This window comes from Sphingomonas sp. EU05-FHT14C10 (genome assembly GCF_058790595.1).
The window spans coordinates 43009-61290 of record NZ_JBYTEN010000018.1 but is presented as its reverse complement, the minus strand read 5'-3'; the positions used below and the strand labels follow the sequence as shown (position 1 = coordinate 61290).

At 66.0% G+C, this 18282-nt stretch carries 15 protein-coding genes and 1 tRNA gene; 8 read left to right on the top strand and 8 right to left on the bottom strand.

Going from position 1 to position 18282, the window contains the following annotated elements; translation table 11 throughout:
• Positions 1–338: 338 nt before the first annotated feature.
• Genes AC3WT0_RS15670 through AC3WT0_RS15650 form a run of 5 tightly spaced genes read left to right on the top strand, consistent with a single transcriptional unit; the run spans position 339 to position 6459 of the window.
• Entirely contained in the window at positions 339–641 is a 303-nt protein-coding gene (locus AC3WT0_RS15670; RefSeq protein WP_492754378.1) for a hypothetical protein, read from the top strand.
• Positions 638–2683 carry a type IV secretion system DNA-binding domain-containing protein gene (locus AC3WT0_RS15665; RefSeq protein WP_492754377.1) on the top strand — a complete coding sequence of 682 codons (2046 nt, stop codon included), beginning with the start codon at positions 638–640 and terminating at the stop codon, positions 2681–2683. The genes AC3WT0_RS15670 and AC3WT0_RS15665 overlap by 4 nt, the downstream gene beginning before the upstream one ends.
• Entirely contained in the window at positions 2680–5643 is a 2964-nt protein-coding gene (mobF, locus tag AC3WT0_RS15660; protein ID WP_492754376.1) for a MobF family relaxase, read from the top strand. Before AC3WT0_RS15665 ends, mobF begins: the two co-directional genes overlap by 4 nt.
• Positions 5633–6193 carry a lytic transglycosylase domain-containing protein gene (locus AC3WT0_RS15655; RefSeq protein WP_492754375.1) on the top strand — a complete coding sequence of 187 codons (561 nt, stop codon included), beginning with the start codon at positions 5633–5635 and terminating at the stop codon, positions 6191–6193. Before mobF ends, AC3WT0_RS15655 begins: the two co-directional genes overlap by 11 nt.
• A gap of 47 nt (positions 6194–6240) precedes the next feature.
• Positions 6241–6459, top strand: a complete 219-nt coding sequence (locus AC3WT0_RS15650; RefSeq protein ID WP_492754374.1) for a helix-turn-helix transcriptional regulator — start codon at positions 6241–6243, stop codon at positions 6457–6459.
• A gap of 260 nt (positions 6460–6719) precedes the next feature.
• Here AC3WT0_RS15650 and AC3WT0_RS15645 read toward each other — a convergent pair.
• The 6 genes from AC3WT0_RS15645 to AC3WT0_RS15620 form a co-directional block, all read right to left on the bottom strand.
• A tRNA-Lys gene (locus tag AC3WT0_RS15645) sits at positions 6720–6795 on the bottom strand.
• A 105-nt stretch (positions 6796–6900) separates the two neighbouring features.
• Positions 6901–8019: a rod shape-determining protein RodA gene (gene rodA / locus AC3WT0_RS15640; RefSeq protein ID WP_492754373.1), complete on the bottom strand. Its 1119-nt coding sequence runs from the start codon at positions 8017–8019 to the stop codon at positions 6901–6903.
• Positions 8016–10040 carry a penicillin-binding protein 2 gene (gene mrdA / locus AC3WT0_RS15635; protein WP_492754372.1) on the bottom strand — a complete coding sequence of 675 codons (2025 nt, stop codon included), beginning with the start codon at positions 10038–10040 and terminating at the stop codon, positions 8016–8018. The genes rodA and mrdA overlap by 4 nt, the downstream gene beginning before the upstream one ends.
• Complete coding sequence (mreD, locus tag AC3WT0_RS15630) at positions 10037–10552, bottom strand: rod shape-determining protein MreD (protein ID WP_492754371.1); 516 nt, start codon at positions 10550–10552, stop codon at positions 10037–10039. The genes mrdA and mreD overlap by 4 nt, the downstream gene beginning before the upstream one ends.
• Positions 10549–11439, bottom strand: coding sequence for a rod shape-determining protein MreC (locus tag AC3WT0_RS15625; protein WP_492754370.1), 891 nt, complete (start codon positions 11437–11439; stop codon positions 10549–10551). Before AC3WT0_RS15625 ends, mreD begins: the two co-directional genes overlap by 4 nt.
• A gap of 104 nt (positions 11440–11543) precedes the next feature.
• Complete coding sequence (locus tag AC3WT0_RS15620; protein ID WP_492754369.1) at positions 11544–12590, bottom strand: rod shape-determining protein; 1047 nt, start codon at positions 12588–12590, stop codon at positions 11544–11546.
• Between the two features lie 135 nt (positions 12591–12725).
• Here AC3WT0_RS15620 and mutL point away from each other — a divergent pair, with 135 nt between their 5' ends.
• Together mutL and AC3WT0_RS15610 are read left to right on the top strand one after the other, a co-directional pair.
• A complete protein-coding gene (mutL, locus tag AC3WT0_RS15615; protein ID WP_492754368.1) occupies positions 12726–14474 on the top strand; it encodes a DNA mismatch repair endonuclease MutL in 1749 nt (582 codons plus the stop codon).
• 18 nt (positions 14475–14492) lie between these two features.
• Complete coding sequence (locus AC3WT0_RS15610) at positions 14493–14873, top strand: DUF805 domain-containing protein (protein WP_492754367.1); 381 nt, start codon at positions 14493–14495, stop codon at positions 14871–14873.
• Here the strand turns inward: AC3WT0_RS15610 and AC3WT0_RS15605 are convergent.
• The gene (locus tag AC3WT0_RS15605) at positions 14870–15775 is read right to left on the bottom strand and encodes a DMT family transporter (protein ID WP_492754366.1); all 906 of its coding nucleotides are present in this window, start codon (positions 15773–15775) and stop codon (positions 14870–14872) included. The two genes, AC3WT0_RS15610 and AC3WT0_RS15605, sit on opposite strands and share 4 nt — an antisense overlap.
• On the bottom strand, positions 15772–16659 hold the full coding sequence (locus AC3WT0_RS15600; RefSeq protein ID WP_492754365.1) for a LysR family transcriptional regulator: 888 nt from the start codon (positions 16657–16659) through the stop codon (positions 15772–15774). The genes AC3WT0_RS15605 and AC3WT0_RS15600 overlap by 4 nt, the downstream gene beginning before the upstream one ends.
• Before the next feature lie 113 nt (positions 16660–16772).
• Between AC3WT0_RS15600 and AC3WT0_RS15595 the strand changes: the two genes are divergently transcribed.
• Complete coding sequence (locus tag AC3WT0_RS15595) at positions 16773–18266, top strand: CoA-acylating methylmalonate-semialdehyde dehydrogenase (protein ID WP_492754364.1); 1494 nt, start codon at positions 16773–16775, stop codon at positions 18264–18266.
• Positions 18267–18282: the final 16 nt, after the last annotated feature.

The window sequence follows — 18282 nt, the reverse complement described above, 5'->3', positions numbered from 1 at the left end:
AGCCCCGCGCCTTCCGGCACGAGGCGGCGCAGCGGACAAGCGCGCTGCGAAGAAAGGACGCACGCCCTGGGGCGTTTGTAATGCACCGTACGCACGGGTGCTGCGGGCGCGAATCGCCCGGATTTCCGCGGGTTTCAGCCGTCACAGACTGTCCGCCCGATTGTCACAGATCGTCTGCCCGCGTCTGACGTCGGCCTGGCGCCATCAGGCTAAGCCCTTGATGACCCTTGTCATCTCGCGTCCGACAGCGGCGGACGGCATAAATTCTTGAGATTACAGAGGGATTCTGCTAACAAGGCTCTGCTTCATCATGTGCCGGCGCTGAGCAGGATCAGCGCATGGCCCGAATAACCCTCCGTCTCGACGACGCCCTGCACGACCGTCTGGTCGATCAGGCGCGGACCAGCGGGACCACACCCTCCGCCTATATCCGGGATGTCCTCGACCGCTTCGAGGGCAATGATCCGGCGGGCTATCACGCCCGGTTCGACGAGCTTCACGCGACCGCGATCCAGACGCTCGCCATCCTCGCAACATCGGTCGGCAAGCGCACGCCGGAGATCCTCGAAGCGGGGCTCGCCGATGCCCGTCGCCTCCTCCGCGAAAGGGGGCTGCTCGATCCCGAGCAGGACCGCCCATGAGCATCTTTCGGCACGACACGCTGGGCTCCTGGACGCGCGGCGGCCAGGCCATCGTCCACAATGTCCGGATGACCACCCAGGTCTTCTACCAGACCTTCCTTGCCGGTCTCATCATCTGGATCGGCGGCATCATCTGGTATGCGCTGGAGAAGTCCACCGACTATGAACGCTTCGTCCTTCTGAAACTCGCCCAGGCGACCGTCATGGGGGACGCCGTGCCGGGCAACGCGACGCCCATCCTGTTCCGGACGCCGACAGGCCGGGACTATTGGACGACGCCCAAGGCCTTGCTCGACTCCGGCGTCGCCCACCGGACGCTCGAAGCCTTCGAGACCTACCTCATTCACGGGGCGGCGCTCTCCGGGCTGTTCGCCCTCGCCATGCTGTTCTGGGCCTGGTTCTACTTCACCCGGACGGGAAGGGGTCTTGGTTCCAACCAGTTCCTGCGCGGAGCCCGATTCGGGACCGTGCGGCAGGTCCGGCGCACCCTCTGGCGGCATGCGCGCGGGAGCTTCGAGATCGGCGGCGTCAATGTGCCCGACGCGTTCGAGCCCGAACATATCCTGATCTGCGGCGCGCCCGGCACGGGCAAGACCAACATCATCGTCAAGATGCTCGGCGGCATCCGCAAGCGGAAGCGTCGGGCCATCGTCTACGACACCGCCGGCACCTTCGTGGAAAAATTCTACCGTCCCGGCATCGACGTTCTCCTGAACCCGCTCGATGCCCGGTCCGACGGCTGGTCGCCCTGGGTCGATGTGCCCCGCGACTATCATTACGACCAGATCGCGGAGTCGACGATTCCCGACAAGACCGGGGATCCTTTCTGGGCCAAGGCTGCCCGCGGCACGCTGGTCGCGGTCATGCGCAAGCTCGCCCGGCAGGAACGCACCCTTGTCTCGATCCTGCTCGACACTCTGCTGCGTTCCAAGCTGAAGGACCTCGCCGCGTTCGCGGCAGGGACCGATGCGTCCGCGTTCATCTCGACAGAAGGCGAGCGGACCTCCGCCGGCATCCAGGCCGAGCTCGCGTCGGTCATGCGCAGCTTCGCCTATCTGGACGACACAGCCGACGGGCTTTCCATCCGCGACTGGGTGGCGAACGAGAAGGATGACAGCTGGCTCTTCATCACCGTGAAGGCCGACCAGCTCCCCTCGCTCCGGCCCCTGATCACGGTCTGGCTCGACATCGCCATCAGCGCGATCATGAGCCTCGCCCCCGACCGGAACCGGCGGCTCTATTGCGTCGTCGACGAGCTGCCGTCGCTCCAGAAGCTGCCCTCGCTCTCGGACTTCCTCGCCCGCGCGCGCAAATATGGTGGCTGCGGCATATTGGGGTTCCAGAGCTACCCGCAGCTCGAGGCGACCTATGGCATCCAGGATGCCGCCGCGATCACCGGCTATTGCTCGACCTGGGTGGCACTGCGCGCCAACGACACCCCGACCGCCAAGCATGTCAGTGAGAATCTGGGGCAGGTCGAACAGGTCGAAGCCAATGAAGGCATGTCCTACGGCGTCAACGACATGCGCGATGGCGTCAACCTCTCGCGCATGCAGGTGACCCGGCCGCTGGTGATGCATACCGAGGTCACCAATCTTCCCAATCTGGTCGGCTATTTGAGGTTCGGGCGCGATCTTCCCGTGGTCCGGTTCGAGGATCGCTACAACACGCTCCCGTCCATCTCTGTGGCGTTCGAGGAGCGAACCGCGCCGCCCATCCGCCTGGCAGTACGCCTCGGCATGGACGAAGCGCCGCCACAGGAACCGGCGGAGGACGAGCCTCAGCCGCTGCCGGCAAAGCGCCGCCGCGCGCGCCCGACACCGCCGGCTCCCGAACTGCCGCTGACCGCGCCGCCATCCGTCCAGGAGAAGCCCGCGGGTCCTTCCGGAGAGCCGCTTGGGGAACAGACACGAACCCGTGGAGGTCCGCCGGCTGCAGATCCTCCAACCGCGCCGCTTGCCCTTTACGGGAAACCGGCCGGATTTCGCCTGAGCCAGCACGGCCGTCGTGACGGTGCCCGCAACGCAGCGAGGCCGGCATGATCCATCCGCGCCGCCTCAAGGGCACACCCGCGAATATCGCCCGCTATTATACGGTCGGTGACTATTACACGAAAGGTGCCGACGAGCATTCAGAATGGGGCGGCAGGATCGCCACCGAGCTGGGGCTCGAGGGCAAGGTCGATCCGGCTACCTTCCAGGATCTTCTCGCGGGCAAGGTCGGCGATCAGCAACTCGGGCGGCACCGCGCCAATGGGCAGATCCAGCATCATCCGGGATGGGACTTTGCGGTCAATGCGCCCAAATCGGTGTCGATCATGGCTCTGGTCGCGGGCGACCAGCGGATCATAGCGGCGCATGAACAATCGGTCGGTGTGGCGCTCTCTTATCTGGAAGAGCATGCGACGCTGCGGCATCGCCAAGATGGCGAGATCGTCCATGAAACCACCGGCCGGCTGATCTTCGCGCGGTTCACCGAGCATGCCTCGCGCGAGCTCGATCCCCATCTCCACACCCATGTCGTGGTCATGAACATGACCAACCGCGAGGACGGCGCGCCGATGGCCAGCCTCGAAACCCGCGCCATGTTCGCCGAGCAGATGGTCGCTGGGCAGGTCTATCGCAACGAACTCGCCCATCACCTGCGCGAGCTCGGCTATGAGGTCGCGTTCGACCCGCGCAAGGGCCTGTTCGAGATCAGGGGCGTTCCCAGGGATCTGATCTTGGACATGTCGCAGCGCGCCGAACAGATCGACGCCCATGCGCGCGAACATGGTCTCAGCGGTCAGGCGGCCCGGCGAAAATCCTTCTACGAGACCCGCGGTCCCAAGGAGAAGGTGTCGCTCGACGCTCTTCATGAGCGCTGGCAAAACCGTCTTGGCATCCATCGTGAAGCGATCACGCAGACCAGGGCCGAAGCCGACAAGGCGGGGGATCAATCCCAGAATGCTGACCCGGCGACGTCGGCTCGGGCGATGCTGTTCGGGCTCCGCCAGGCAGAGGGCAGGGAGGCCGTCAATAACCTGGGACGGCTTCTACGTTTAGGGCTCGCGTCGCATGTGGGTGAAGTCCGGTTGGACGATATCCGTCCGCTCGCCGAGAGCCACGAGGGTCGGCGCAAGCTCCTCGAAACCCGCCATCAAACCGGCGACGGGGTACACACGCGGGGACGCACCTCGCGGCGCACCGCGCGTCTGGAACTTGCCTTGGCCGATCATCTCGCGCTGGCGCTTAACGACGCTGCGCCCATCGCTTCGCCTGATCGGTTGCGCGCGATCAGCACCGAGGCCGGACTCAATCCGGCCCAGGAAGCAGCGCTCCTGCATATCGGGACAACAGGCGACCGGGTGGTGGGAGTCCATGGCGTTGCCGGGGCCGGCAAGTCGACTCTGGTGAAGGCGCTGAATGACGCGGCGGAGCCGGGCACGGCGCTGATCGCGCTGGCGCCGACTTCCTCCGCCGCCGCCAATCTCGGCGCCACGGCCGGGATCGAATCGCGGACCGTGGCAAGCCTGATTGCGGGCGGTGGGCGCAATCTCGACGACCGTCATATACTGGTGCTCGACGAGGCAGGGCAACTCGGCAACCGCCAGGCGCTGCGCGTGCTGGAGATCAGCCGCCTGACCGGGGCACGGCTCATCCTGCTGGGCGATAACAGGCAGACCGGCGCGATCGAGCAGGGCAAGGCCTTCTGGCTCATGCAGCGCCTTGGGCTTCCCAAAGCAGAGTTGACCGAATCCGTCCGGCAGGAGACGCGTGCGATGAAGTCGGCCGTCACCCAGGCACGCCTCAAGAACTACGCCGGCTCTCTCGCCAACCTCGACAAGGTGGTGAGCGGCGACAATGCCGAGGGGCTCGCCGAGAGCCTTGTCGGGGAATGGACTCGTCTCAAACCGGAGAGCCGCGCCAACACCAACATCCTCGTACTGGAAAACGCGACGCGGCTGATCGTCAACACCAAAGTTCGCGAAGCGCTCAAGACCGAGGGCGCGATCGCCGCCGAGGACGCGCGATTGTCCATCCTGGCGCCGGCGGGCATGACCGACCAGGAGAAGCAGCTTGCCCGTTTCTATTCGGGCGGGCAGGTGGTCATCTTCTCGCGCGACAATGCCGGCCTCGGCATCGCCCGTGATGCCGAATATCGGGTGCTCGGCACAGCACGGGACGGTCGCGGCCGGCAGGTGGTCAAGCTCGCCGACGAGCACGGCCGGACGATCAGCTGGGATCCTCGTCTCGGCAAGGCCTCGCAAGTCAACATATTCCGCAGCGAGGAGCGCAGCCTCGCCCAGGGTGACCGTATCCAGTGGCGGCTCGTCAGCCATGATCTCGACATCAAGAATGCGCAGCGCGGCACGGTCGAGCGCCTGGAGGGGACGACAGCGACAGTCCGCTGGGATCGTGACGGGAAAGTTCAGGACATCGATCTGTCCCGGCACAAGAACTGGGACCATGGCTATGCCGAGACGGTCTATTCCGCGCAGTCAAAAACCTACGACCGGGTCTATGTGCTCGCGCCAGTGGGTTCAGCGCTCGTCACCGGGCAGAACTACTACACCGCCATCACCCGCGCGCGCTTCGGCGTGAAGCTCTGGACCGAGGACGAAATGCGCCTGGTCGACAAGCTCGAACGCCACTCGGGCGAGAAGACCTCCGCGCTCGAAGGGCTCGGCCGTCTCGATCGCGATACGGTTCGTGGGAGAAGCGCGCGGCACGGCGAACGCTGGGACCGGCTGAGAGATCAACAACGGACGAATCGCGAGACCCGCAAAGCGCTTATGGCGGCGCAGCGGGAACGGCGCGGACAGGAACCGGATGGACTTGCCGCCTTCCTCGCCGGGCGGGCGCAATCGGCGGCAGAAGTGATCGATCGATGGCTGGTCTCTCTCCTGGATCGGGGAGGGAACGAGAGAGCTGGGTCCGACCCAAGCCAGCGAACGGCCGAGCGGCAGGTATTGCAGCCCGGCGGCCACGCTCAGGATCATGGAGCCGGCCATGACCGGTGATCCGCCCAAAGGTCTGCCGGCATCGCTCCGGCTGGCTGCGCCTTGCTTGCTCCTCGTCGCACTGCCCTTCGAGGCATCGGGCGCGTCGCGCGTGCCCGAACGCGCCGCGCAGGAGCATGTCGTTGGCGAATGCATCCGTCATGCAGCGGGAGGTCGAGGTTGGCTTGAGAAGACCCTTTGGGGGCTTCGCGACCAGGAAGGCGGATGGATCGGCGCGGAGATCGCCAACAGCGATGGAAGCCACGATCTGGGCCCGCTTCAGGTTAACAGCTGGTGGGTTGGGCGCATCTCCAAACTGACGGGCCGCAAGTCGGCGGATGTCCGATGGTGGCTGACCCATGATGCCTGCTTCAACGTGCAGGCGGCACGATGGATATTTCTGTCTGGGCTCGCCGTCACCCGGGACTATTGGCAGGCCATTGGCGTGTATCACAGTCCCACTGGCTGGCGACAACGTCGCTATGCCTCTTCGGTCGCAACGAAACTCCGGGTACGCTTCGGAGCAGGCGTCTTCGTATCGGGAAAGGGTGCGAGCAATGCGACCGATTAGCCGCGCGGCATCCCCGATTTCAGTCACCAAACCGCACGGACACGTCCATGGCTAGTCTATTGGCCTTTCCCGACCTCAAGGCGAAGGGCATTCCCTTCACCCGGCAACATCTGCATCGACTGATCAAGCGAGGGCGCTTCCCGCCTCCACTCAAGCTCGGTGTGGGAACGAACCGTTGGATCGAGGACGAGATCGACCAATGGCTGGCCGAGCGTGCGATGGAACGTGCCTCTCGCCTTTCGGCAGAGGGGTCGCGGCCAAGCTGAACGTCTGGCCGGGCCTTATTTCGCGGCTGGCGTGACGGACCGCGTTTCCATGACGAGCAAAGCGATTCGGTTTGGGGTTTGAACACACGCCGGCCATCTTTCTGCGGCGTGCTTCTAGCGGCGTGCCGATGGAAAATTGTCGAACCTGGCGGAACCTCGCATCACCTCAAATCTGTAGCGCAAACTGTAGCGCAAATTTGAAATGAGCCAGATTAGGGCCTGCCGCCATTCTCATAAGTGCTTGATTTTATGGGGGAAAGTGGTGGACGCACTAGGGCTCGAACCTAGGACCCGCTGATTAAGAGTCAGCTGCTCTACCAACTGAGCTATGCGTCCACTCGGGAGGCGGCGAAATGGTCGATCGGGGCCGCGCAGTCAACCCATATCGGCGAAATTTTTTGTCGTGCGCCGCGATCGGCGCTTTGCAGCGCCCTTGCTGCCTCAACGCAGGCCGCTGCGGCGAGGCTGGCGGTCGAGCGACATCAATATGCCGAGGCAGATCATCACGGTCATCATCGCCGATCCGCCAAAAGAGACGAGCGGCAAGGGGATGCCCACCACTGGCGCTAGCCCCATCACCATCATCAGGTTGATCGCCATGTAGAAGAAGATCGAGGTCGCCAGTCCTGCCGCCGTCAGCTTGGCGAAGCGCGATTCGGCCCGGATCCCGACATTGAGGCCCCAGCGCACGACGAGGATGAAGGCGACGATCAGGAACAGTCCGCCGGCAAGACCCCATTCTTCCGCCATCGTTGCGAAGACGAAGTCGGTATGCCCCTCGGGCAGATAGTCGAGATGGCTTTGCGTTCCGTTGAGAAAGCCCTTGCCGAATATGCCCCCCGATCCGATCGCGATCTTGGACTGGCTGATATGATAGCCGGTGCCGAGCGGATCGGATTCCGGATCGAGAAAGATCAGCACGCGGTTGCGCTGATAGTCGTGGAGCATCGAGAAGGCGATCGGCGCCGCAGCCGCAAGTAGCGCACCGGCGCCGATGAAGAGGCGAAGCGGGATGCCGGCGAGGAACATCACGGTCACGGCGCCGAAGACGATCATCATCGCCGTGCCGAGGTCGGGCTGGAGCATGACCAGCCCCGCCGGCACCGCAAGCAGCGCGGCGGCCGGCCACACGGCGTTGAGCGAGCGGAGCTGCGCTGCGGGAAGCAGCGAATAGAAGCGGGCGAGCGCGAGCACGATCGCCGGCTTCATGAATTCGGAGGGCTGGAGCCGGATGAAGCCGAGGTCGATCCAGCGCTGGCTGCCCCCGCTCACCTTGCCCATCAATTCGACAGCGGCGAGCATGAGTACGATCACGGCATAAGCCGGGAAGGCAAGCTGCTGCCAAACCTCCTCCCGTACGCGCGACAACAGGATCGCGCCGCCGAGGAAGACGACGAACTTGAAGCCCTGCGAAGCCGCCCAGGGCGTGAAGCTGCCGCCAGCCGCCGAATAGAGCACCGTCAGGCCGAAGCCGGTGATGGCGAGGATCAGGAACAGCAGCTGCCATGGCAGCTGGCGGAGCGGCGCGGGGATGATGCCTGGGCGGCCGAGGCGGCTCATTGCTGATCGTCAGTGTCGGCGGGCGCAGGCGACGCGGCAGGCAAGCGCGCGGCCATGTTGTTGCCTGACGCCACGTTCGCGGCTGCCTCGGCTGCCGCCGTCCCGTCGCGTGCCGCCTTGAACGCGGCTTCCTCGGCCGCCATGCGCGTGATGAAATCGCCGCCCCAGGTCGGTTCGACCTCGGCAAGGCTCGCCATCGCGCGTTCCTGATCGAAGAGGTAGGTCATGATGTCGCGGCCGATCAGCGGTGTATCCAGATTGCGGACGGTATGGCCGTTATGCTCGAGCACGACCGCTGCAGCATAGCGCGGATTGTCCGCCGGGGCGAAGCAGACGAACAGCGCGTGGTCGCGGAGTTTGAAGGGCAGGGCGGCGTTTTTGAGCACGCCCGCGCGCCGCTCGGCCATGGTGATGCGCCGGACCTGCGCAGTGCCTGTCTTGGCCGCAAGCATCACGCCGGGCACCTGCAGGCGCGCAGCGCCGCCGGTGCCGCCGCCATTGACCACGCCAGACATTGCGTCGCGGACGATCGCCAGATGCTCCGGATCGATATCGAGGGCGGGTGCTTCATGCCGCTGTTGCTTCATGAACAGCACCGGATCGAGCGCGCGTCCCGATGCGATGCGCGAGGCCATGACGGCGAGCTGGAGTGGATTGGCGAGCACATAGCCCTGGCCGATCGAGGCATTGAGAGAATCCGCGACCGTCCAGCTCGTCTTGTATCGCCGTTCCTTCCACTGGCTGTCAGGCACGGTGCCATAGCGCTGGCTGGCGAAGGGCAGATCGAACTTCTGCCCGAGCCCCGTCATCCGCGCGACTTCGGCGACGCGGTCGTAGCCCAGCCGGCGGACCATCTCGTAGAAATAGATGTCGCAGCTCTGCATGATCGCATGCTTGAGATCGAGCGCGCCGTGCCCGCCGCGCTTGTGGCAATGAAACACGCCGTTGCCGACGCGCAGCGCGCCGGTGCAGACGATGCGTTCTTCGGGGCTGACGCCCGCGCGCATCAGCGCCAGCCCGTTCATCGGCTTGACCGTCGATCCAGGCGGATAAAGGCCTTGCGTCACCTTGTTCATAAGGGGGACATGATCGTTGCTCGACAGCATGTCCCATTCGAGATGGCTGATCCCGTCGGAGAAGCTGCTCGGGTTGTAGGCGGGCATGGAGACCATCGTCAGCATCTCGCCCGTATGGCAGTCGAACACCACCACCGATCCCGAATTGGTGCCCAGCCGACGCGCGGCATAGAGTTGCAGCCCGGCATCGATCGTCAGCCGCACCGATTTGCCGGGCGTATCGGGCTGGGTGGTCAGTTCGCGAACGACCTTGCCGCGCGCGGTGACCTCGACGCGCTTGGCGCCGGGCTTGCCGCGCAGGACGGGCTCCAGCGTGCGTTCAAGCCCGTCCTTGCCGACCTTGAAGCCGGGAGTGATGAGCAGCGGATCGTGGGTCTTCTTGTAATCGTCCGCCGACGCGCTGCCGACATAGCCGATCAGATGCGCGACCGCGGCGCCATCAGGATAGAAACGTGAATAGCCGCGCGCGGGCGCAACGCCGGGCATCTCGTTGAGGCGGACGCTGACGGCGGCATAATGATCCCAGTCGAGATTCTCCGCGACCTGCACCGGCTGGAAGCCAGCGCTCTTGTCCAGATCCTCGCGTATGCGCTCGATTTCGTCGTCGCTGAGGCTGAGGATCTGGCGAAGCGAGGCAAGCGTGCGATCAGCGTCGGCGAGCCGCTCGGGGATCAGGTCGACGCGGAAGTCGGTGCGGTTGATCGCGATCGGCTTGCCGTGGCGATCGATAATCCAGCCCCGCCGTGGCGGGACCAGCGTCATGTTGACGCGGTTGCTTTCCGACAGCAGCTTGTAGTGGTCGTTCTCGACCACCGAGAGCCAGGCCATGCGGCCAACAAGCATCGCACCGACACCTGCCTGCGCTGCGCCGAGGAACAGCGCGCGCCGCGTGAAGATGAAACCCTGGCCGCCTTCGGAGACTTGCCGGCTGCCAAACAGCTTCATCGCAGCAGCCGCCATCGATCAAGCGCCGCGCAAAAGCGGACGACGAGGGGGAAAAGCAGGATCGAAGCAATGATCTGTGGCACGACGACGCGAACGGGACCTCCACCACCGGTCATGACGGCGATCATGAAGTTCGCGACGATCACGAAGCTGATGATCCCGGCGGCGACCAGCCAGTCCTGCCAGTAATCGCGCCAGCGCAGCCGCTTGTCGATGGTCTCGATGATCAGGAAGGCCAGCGTCCAGCTGAGCATCGCACTGCCTAGCGGCTGGCCGCTGAACAGGTCGTCCCACAGTCCCAGCGGAAGCGGCGCCCAGATGCGCCAGAATTCGGGGCGGAGCAGGCGCCAGGCGAGCAGGACGAGGAAGCTGAGCGGTGGCAGGATCGGCGCCTGCGCCACGAGCGGGAGGAGGCTGGCGAAGGCGGCGGCCATCGTCGACGCGATCGGCACGGCGCGCGCACGCAGGCTCAGCGTCAGCTGGCTCGTTTCCATGCCGACAAGGCGCGTCATTGGCGGGCCGGGGGGGCTGGCGGTGGCGCCAGCGGCTTTTCGATCGCCGGCTGGAACAGCGGCTCTATGATCGCGAAATCGGTTTGGGCAGGGTCGGCGAGCGGGCGTGCGACGGTCTGGTCGCCTGCGACGCGGACGACGACGGCGACGGGAATGTCGGGCGCGTAGACGCCGCCGACTCCCGAAGTGACGAACACGTCGCCGGCCTTGAAGGGATTGTCGCCGGCGCCGAGCGCGCGCAGGTCGATCGCGCCTTCGCCGCTGCCGGTAGCGATCGCGGGCAGCCCGTCCTTGGCGCGGCGGACGGGCACGACTGTTCCGCCGTCAGTGAGCAGGGCGATCTGCGCGGTCATATGGCCAACAGCGACCACGCGCCCGATCAGCCCTGCGGCGGCGCGCACCGGCATTCCGGTGCGCACCCCGTCGGCATAGCCCGCATCCATGACCGCGAAGCGCCGGCTGCTGGTCAGCGAGGAACTGACGAGGCGCGCGATCGCGACACGTTCGGGCGTCTTGTCGGTGACGCGCAGCACGGCCTTCAGGCGGATATTCTCCGCCTCGATCGCGCGCGCGCGGGCCAGCTCGATCCGGTGCTGCTCAAGCTCGGCGGTGAGGGCGCGATTCTTGGAGCCGGCGCTGATATAGGCGGCGACCTCGTCGACCACGCGCTCGCCGCCACGCGCGGCGCTGCGCCCGATGCCGGAGATCGGCGCGGTCAGGTCGCTCATCATGGCGCGGATTGCGCCGAAGCCGGTCGGGTCGAAGATCGCGGCGGCGATCAGCAACAGCGCGAAGACAGCCCCCGCGACCGTCGCGACATAGCCGATGAACAGGCCGTACTGGGCCTTGCGCGAATAACCCGGCCGCCGGTTGCTGGGCGGCGCCATTGCCGTCTCCCTAGCGCGCGATCACGCCCGCGCGGGCCGGACGCGATCGTCGCGAACCGGCCGGCGCGGGGATGAGCGGTCGGAGAAGGCAGGCACGCGCGCCCTCACGCGCTTTGCAGGACGCCGCGATAGACCGGATCCTCGAGCGCGCGCCCGGTACCGAGCGCAACGCAAGTCAGCGGATCGTCGGCGACGGTGACGGGCAGGCCAGTCTCGTCGCGCAGCACTTCGTCGAGGCCCTGGAGCAGCGCGCCGCCCCCGGTGATGACGATGCCCTGATCTACGATGTCGGCGGCGAGCTCCGGCGCGGTATTCTCCAGCGCGATGCGGACGCCCTCGATGATCGTGCCCACCGGCTCGCTGAGCGCCTCGGCGATCTGGCCCTGGTTGATCTCGATTTCCTTGGGGACGCCGTTGACGAGGTCGCGGCCCTTGATCTGGATGGTCAGGCCAACGCCGTCGGCGGGCGGCTTGGCGATGCCGACTTCCTTCTTGATACGTTCGGCCGTGGCTTCGCCGATCAGCAGGTTATGGTTGCGGCGGACATAGGAGACGATGGCTTCGTCCATCTTGTCGCCGCCGACGCGGACCGAAGTGGTGTAGGCGAGGCCGCGGAGCGAGAGCACCGCGACTTCGGTGGTGCCGCCGCCGATGTCGACAACCATCGAGCCGATCGGTTCGGTCACCGGCATGTCGGCGCCGATCGCGGCCGCCATCGGCTCCTCTATCAGGAATACCTGGCTGGCGCCGGCGTTGGAAGCGGCGTCGCGGATTGCGCGGCGCTCGACCGTGGTGGAGCCCGAAGGCACGCAGATCACGATCTCCGGCCAGCGCATGAAGGTCGACTTGCGGCCGCCATGCACCTTGCGGATGAATTCCTTGATCATTTCCTCGGCGACGTCGATGTCTGCGATTACGCCGTCGCGCAAGGGGCGGATCGCCTGGATCGAATCAGGGGTCTTGCCCATCATCAGCTTGGCGTCGTCGCCGACGGCCTTCACCTTGCGGATGCCGTTTATCGTCTCGATCGCGACGACCGACGGCTCGTTGAGCACGATGCCGCGCCCGCGCACATAGACGACCGTGTTAGCCGTGCCGAGGTCGATCGCCATGTCGTGGGACATGAACTTGAAAAAGCGGGTGAAAGCCATTTACGTCCTGTCTGTGTCTCGCCCTGACCACTCTCGCGGCCTTGCCCGTCCCGTCGCCCCCGTCCGGCGCCGCGCCAAAAAATTTAGGTAAACGCCGGGATGCGGGATGAGGCCGCTTGGGCTAGACACCAGCCCATGTCAATACGCCGCCTGCCTTCACATCTCGTCAATCGCATAGCCGCCGGTGAAGTGGTCGAAAGGCCGGCCAGCGCGCTTAAGGAACTGGTTGAGAACGCCATCGATGCGGGCGCGACTCGCATTGCCGTGAAGCTCGTTTCGGGCGGCACCGATCTCGTCGAAGTGACCGATGACGGCTGCGGCATGACGCCCGCAGACATGGCTCTCGCGCTCGAACGTCACGCCACGTCGAAGCTGCCCGACGACGCGATCGAAGCGGTCACGACCCTTGGTTTCCGGGGCGAGGCGCTGCCCTCGATCGCGAGCGTCGCGCGCCTTGCCCTCGAATCGCGCGTGCGCGGCGCCGACGGATGGAGCCGCATCGTCGATAATGGCGAACTGGTGGGCGAGGGGCCGGCAGCGCTTCCGCCGGGCACGCGCGTCCGCGTCGAGGCGTTGTTCGAGAAGGTGCCGGCGCGCCGCAAGTTCATGCGCTCGGCCCGTTCCGAATATGCAGCTTGCCTCGACGTGATGCGCCGGCTCGCCATGGCGCGACCCGAAATCGGTTTCTCGGTCGAGCATGACGGACGTACTGCCTTCTCGGTCCCGCCGGGCGAGGACCGCCCGACCCGGGTCGCGGCGCTCACCGATCGCGCGCTCGCCGACAACAGCGTCGCAGTCGATCTGCTGCGCGAAGGCGTCCGGCTTGGCGGCGTTGCCGGTCTGCCGACCTTCAATCGCGGCGTCGCGGATCATCAATATCTCTTCGTCAATGGCCGTCCGGTGAAGGACCGGCTGCTCGTCGGCAGCGTGCGCGGCGCCTATGCCGACGTGCTGGCGCGCGACCGGCATCCGGTAGTCGCGTTGTTCCTCGACGTGCCCACCGACGCCGTCGACGTGAACGTCCACCCCGCCAAGACCGAAGTCCGCTTCCGCGATCCCGGCCTCATTCGGGGCATGATCGTCAGCGGGCTGCGTCACGCGCTCGATGCGGCGGGCCATCGCAGCGTCCAGCGACCTGCGGCTGCTGCGCTTGGAGCCTGGCAGGCCGAGCCGCTCGCGCCCGATTGGGCGCCGATGCCGCGCCAGCAAACGCAGCATGCCGTCTGGGATCGCACGGCAGGCTTCTCCGCGCCGCCGATGGCGCGCAGCGAGCCGGCTTATGCGCAGCCGCCTGAACCCGTTTCCTATCCCCTCGGCGTCGCGCGCGGACAGGTCGCCAAGACTTATATCGTCGCAGAGGCGGAGGATGGTCTGGTCATCGTCGATCAACATGCCGCGCACGAACGGCTGGTGCTCGAACGGATGCGCAAGGCGACTGCCAATGGCGGCGTCGCGCGGCAGGCGCTGCTCCTCCCCGAAGTCGTCGAGCTCGACGAGCCGGCGTGCGACCGGCTCGAGGCACGCATCGCCGAGCTGTCCGACCTCGGGCTCGAACTCGAACGCTTCGGTCCTTCGGCGATGCTGGTGCGCGCGACGCCGGCAATGCTGGGCGCGGGCGACATCAAAGGCCTCGTCACCGATCTTGCCGATGAACTCACCGCGTTCGATCAGGCGCTGTCGCTCAAGGAGCGTCTTGATCTGGTCGCCGCGACGATGGCCTGCCACGGGTCGGTGCGTGCAGGGCGTGTGCTCTCGGTCACCGAAATGAATGCGCTGCTCCGCGAGATGGAAGTCACGCCGCATAGCGGCCAGTGCAACCACGGCCGTCCGACCTGGGTAAAACTGGCGCATGGCGACATAGAGAAGCTGTTCGGGCGCAAATAGGGGGAAGGGGGACGCATAGTGTTGACGGACATGTTCGGTAGCTTCTCGTCGGGACGGATCGGGCGGCTGCGCTTCATCGGCCTCACGCTGCTCCTCGATGCTGCGCTCATAGCGGTAGGGCTGATGTTCGGGCTGTTCGCTGGCGTATTTGAACGCCTCGATCCTTATCGGACGCTGACCGCCACCGGCCCGATCCTCCCTGCGCTGGGTCTGACGGCATTCACCATCATCATCGCGATCTCGCTGCTGGTGATCTTCGGCACGCTCAACCTCGTCGCCAAGCGCGCCCGCGATATCGGATGGAGCCCCGAATTGACGCTTATCCTCTGCGTGATGTTCTCGGGCATCACGTGGATCGTGCTCGCGATCGTGCCAGGCAAGGCGGACGCGGAGGCCTAATCTCCAGCGCTCGCGACGGCGGTGCGCTCGCGGTGCAACCGATGCTCGCGATAGACGATGTAGAGGCCGCTCGCGCCGATGATCGGCGCCCCGATCCATGTCGCTGCCGTCGGGAAGGTGCCGAACAGCGCGTGGCCGAGCAGCGTTGCCCAAAGCAGGTTCGAATAGTCCATTGGCAGCACGACCGAGACAGGGGCAAGCCGCAGCGAGACGGTCAACATGAGCTGCGCGATGCCGCCGAGCAGCCCGAGCGCCACCAGCATGGCCATGGTCGCCGGATCGTGCCAGCGCCCGAAATGGAACATCGCTACGCCCAGCGGCGCGCTCGACAGGATGGTGAACCAGAAGACCGTCGTTGTCGCGCTTTCGGTCTTGCCGATCTGACGGAGCGTGATGCTGACCGCCGCGACGACGACCGCAGCGGTAATGCCGACGAGCACGCCCAGCGGCGCCGCATAATGCCCGCCGGGCTGCGCGACGATGACGACGCCGATGAAGCCGACGACCACTGCCCCCCAGCGATGCCATCCTGTCGGCTCGCGCAGCACCAGTGCCGACAGGATGGTCGCGAAGATCGGGACCGAGAACAGGATCGTCGTCGCTTCGGCGAGCGGCAGCAAGATATAGGTCGTGAAGTTGAGCGCCATGCCGGTCATGCCGACAGCCGAGCGCCAGACGTGCGCGCCGAAGCGCTTGGTCGCGAGCGAGCCGAAGCCCGGTCCGGCCGCGATCCAGCCGAGAACGAGCGGAATGGCGAGCGCCTGTCGATAGAAAAGGCTTTCGACCAGATTGACCCCGCGCGCGCCGACGAGTTTCACCAGCGCGAACATCAGCGACAGGCAGATGACCGAGGCGAGCCGCGCGCCGATCGCCAGCAGGCGGCGGTCCTGATGCGCGCTCATCCCGCGCTCCCCTCGATCAGCGGACGCAGCTCGGCCACCAGCGCGTCGAGCCAGTCGACGAAGCGCGCCACGCGCGATACGCCGCGCAGGTCGCGGTGGACGACCAGCCAGAAGGTGCGGCGAATATCGATCCGGTCGGCGAGCAGGCGCATCAGCCGCGGATCGGCGTCGCCGATGAAGCAGGGGATGATGCCCACGCCCGCCCCGCTTGCGATCATCGTCGCCTGTGCAGCGACGCTAGTGCTTGCGATCGATGCCGCCAGCCCGTCGCCGACATCCTCCAGATAGCGCAGCTCAGGCGAATAGATGAGGTCGGGCACATAGCCCACGAGCCGCTGCCGGGCGAGATCGGCGATGCGGGCAATGCCTTCCGGCACCGCGTTGCGCGCGGCATAGAGCCCGAGCCGATAGTCGGTCATCTTGCGGACCAGCAGTGGGCCGGCCTTGGGGCGTGCGAGCATGATCGCGACATCGGCCTCACGCCGAGACGGATTGAGGAAGCCGGTGGAGGCGACGAGCTCGACCGCAAGATCCGGGTTGGCGGCAGCGAAGCGCGCGAGGTGGGGCGCGATGATCGATCCGCCGAACCCTTCCGACACGCTGACCCGGATGGTGCCGCCGGGATGCCCGCCGTCCTCGTCGCTGGCGCTGAGCGCGAGCGCGGCGCTTTCCATCGCCTCGGCATGGGCAAGCAGCTCCGCCCCGCGTGGGGTCAATGCATGCCCGGCGGGGGTCAGCTCGAACAGCGTGCGCCCAAGACGCGCTTCGAGCCGGGCGACGCGCCGCGCCACCGTGGTCGCGTCGATACCCAGCCGCTGGCCCGCCGCGCTCAATGTGCCCGCACGCGCCACGGCGAGGAAGATGCGCAGATCGTCCCAGTTCATGATGCGCGCTTATTGCTGCGATAATGCAGCAGGTAAATGCGATAATGCGTGCTTGTCTGCGATTTTGGGGTTGATATGGATCGCCCAAACAAATTTGCAGCAGGAGCCTGAAGATGCGCGATATCGACCATTTCGTCGTGGGCGGGGCTGGCGGCGCGACGCGTTTCGGCGACGTGTTCGACCCCAATAGCGGACAGGTGCAGGCGCGCGTGCCGCTGGGCGACAAGGCGCTGCTCGACAGGGCGGTGGCCGCCGCGCAGGCCGCGCAGCCGGCATGGGCCGCCACCAATCCGCAGCGCCGCGCCCGCGTAATGTTCCGCTTCAAGGAACTGGTCGAGGCCAATATGGAAAGCCTCGCGCGGCTGCTGGCCTCCGAACATGGCAAGGTCGTTGCCGACGCAAAGGGCGATATCCAGCGCGGGCTTGAGGTCATCGAGTTCGCCTGCGGCATCCCCCATGCCCTGAAGGGCGAATATACGCAGGGTGCCGGCCCCGGAATCGACGTCTACTCTATGCGTCAGCCGCTGGGTATCGGCGCAGGCATCACCCCGTTCAACTTTCCGGCGATGATCCCGCTCTGGATGTCGGGCGTCGCGATCGCCTGCGGCAATGCCTTCATCCTGAAACCCTCGGAGCGCGATCCTTCGGTTCCCGTCCGCCTCGCCGAGCTTTTTCGCGAAGCCGGCCTGCCCGAGGGTATCCTGCAGGTCGTCCATGGCGACAAGGAGATGGTCGATGCGATCCTCGATCATCCTGCGATCAGCGCGGTGAGCTTTGTCGGATCGTCGGACATTGCGCACTATGTCTATCGGCGCGGCGTCGACGCGGGCAAGCGCGTGCAGGCGATGGGCGGCGCCAAGAATCACGGTATCGTCATGCCCGACGCCGATCTCGATCAGGTGGTGAACGATCTGTCGGGTGCTGCCTTCGGATCGGCGGGCGAGCGCTGCATGGCGCTACCCGTCGTGGTGCCGGTGGGCGAGAAGACGGCCGACGCGCTTCGCGCCAAGCTGATCTCCGCGATCGAGACGCTGCGGGTCGGCGTCTCGACCGATGCCGAGGCGCATTATGGCCCGGTGGTCAACGCGGCGCACAAGGCGCGCGTCGAGAACTGGATCCAGACCGGCGTCGACGAAGGCGCGGAACTGGTCGTCGATGGGCGCGGATTGAAGCTGCAAGGGCATGAGCAGGGCTTCTTCATCGGCCCGTCGCTCTTCGATCGCGTAACGCCCGACATGCAGGCCTATAAGGAAGAGATTTTCGGGCCTGTCCTCCAGATCGTCCGTGCGCCCGATTTCGAGACGGCGCTCAAGCTGCCGAGCGACCATCAATATGGCAACGGCGTCGCGATCTTCACGCGCAACGGCCATGCCGCACGCGAGTTCGCCGCGCGCGTCAATGTCGGGATGGTCGGCATCAACGTGCCGATCCCGGTGCCCGTCGCCTACCACAGCTTCGGCGGCTGGAAGCGGTCGGCCTTCGGCGACATCAACCAGCACGGCATGGAGGGCGTCCGCTTCTGGACCAAGACCAAGACCGTGACCCAGCGCTGGCCCGACGGCAGCGCCGATGGCGGCAACGCCTTCGTCATTCCGACGATGGGGTGATAGGGACGTTCGACTC

Bases quoted from the DNA above. Each gene is read 5' to 3' on its own strand.
- AC3WT0_RS15670 (WP_492754378.1), top strand. From the start codon at position 339: ATGGCCCGAATAACCCTCCGTCTCGACGACGCCCTGCACGACCGTCTG.
- AC3WT0_RS15665 (WP_492754377.1), top strand. From the start codon at position 638: ATGAGCATCTTTCGGCACGACACGCTGGGCTCCTGGACGCGCGGCGGC.
- mobF (WP_492754376.1), top strand. From the start codon at position 2,680: ATGATCCATCCGCGCCGCCTCAAGGGCACACCCGCGAATATCGCCCGC.
- AC3WT0_RS15655 (WP_492754375.1), top strand. From the start codon at position 5,633: ATGACCGGTGATCCGCCCAAAGGTCTGCCGGCATCGCTCCGGCTGGCT.
- AC3WT0_RS15650 (WP_492754374.1), top strand. From the start codon at position 6,241: ATGGCTAGTCTATTGGCCTTTCCCGACCTCAAGGCGAAGGGCATTCCC.
- rodA (WP_492754373.1), bottom strand. From the start codon at position 8,019: ATGAGCCGCCTCGGCCGCCCAGGCATCATCCCCGCGCCGCTCCGCCAG.
- mrdA (WP_492754372.1), bottom strand. From the start codon at position 10,040: ATGAAGCTGTTTGGCAGCCGGCAAGTCTCCGAAGGCGGCCAGGGTTTC.
- mreD (WP_492754371.1), bottom strand. From the start codon at position 10,552: ATGACGCGCCTTGTCGGCATGGAAACGAGCCAGCTGACGCTGAGCCTG.
- AC3WT0_RS15625 (WP_492754370.1), bottom strand. From the start codon at position 11,439: ATGGCGCCGCCCAGCAACCGGCGGCCGGGTTATTCGCGCAAGGCCCAG.
- AC3WT0_RS15620 (WP_492754369.1), bottom strand. From the start codon at position 12,590: ATGGCTTTCACCCGCTTTTTCAAGTTCATGTCCCACGACATGGCGATC.
- mutL (WP_492754368.1), top strand. From the start codon at position 12,726: ATGTCAATACGCCGCCTGCCTTCACATCTCGTCAATCGCATAGCCGCC.
- AC3WT0_RS15605 (WP_492754366.1), bottom strand. From the start codon at position 15,775: ATGAGCGCGCATCAGGACCGCCGCCTGCTGGCGATCGGCGCGCGGCTC.
- AC3WT0_RS15600 (WP_492754365.1), bottom strand. From the start codon at position 16,659: ATGAACTGGGACGATCTGCGCATCTTCCTCGCCGTGGCGCGTGCGGGC.
- AC3WT0_RS15595 (WP_492754364.1), top strand. From the start codon at position 16,773: ATGCGCGATATCGACCATTTCGTCGTGGGCGGGGCTGGCGGCGCGACG.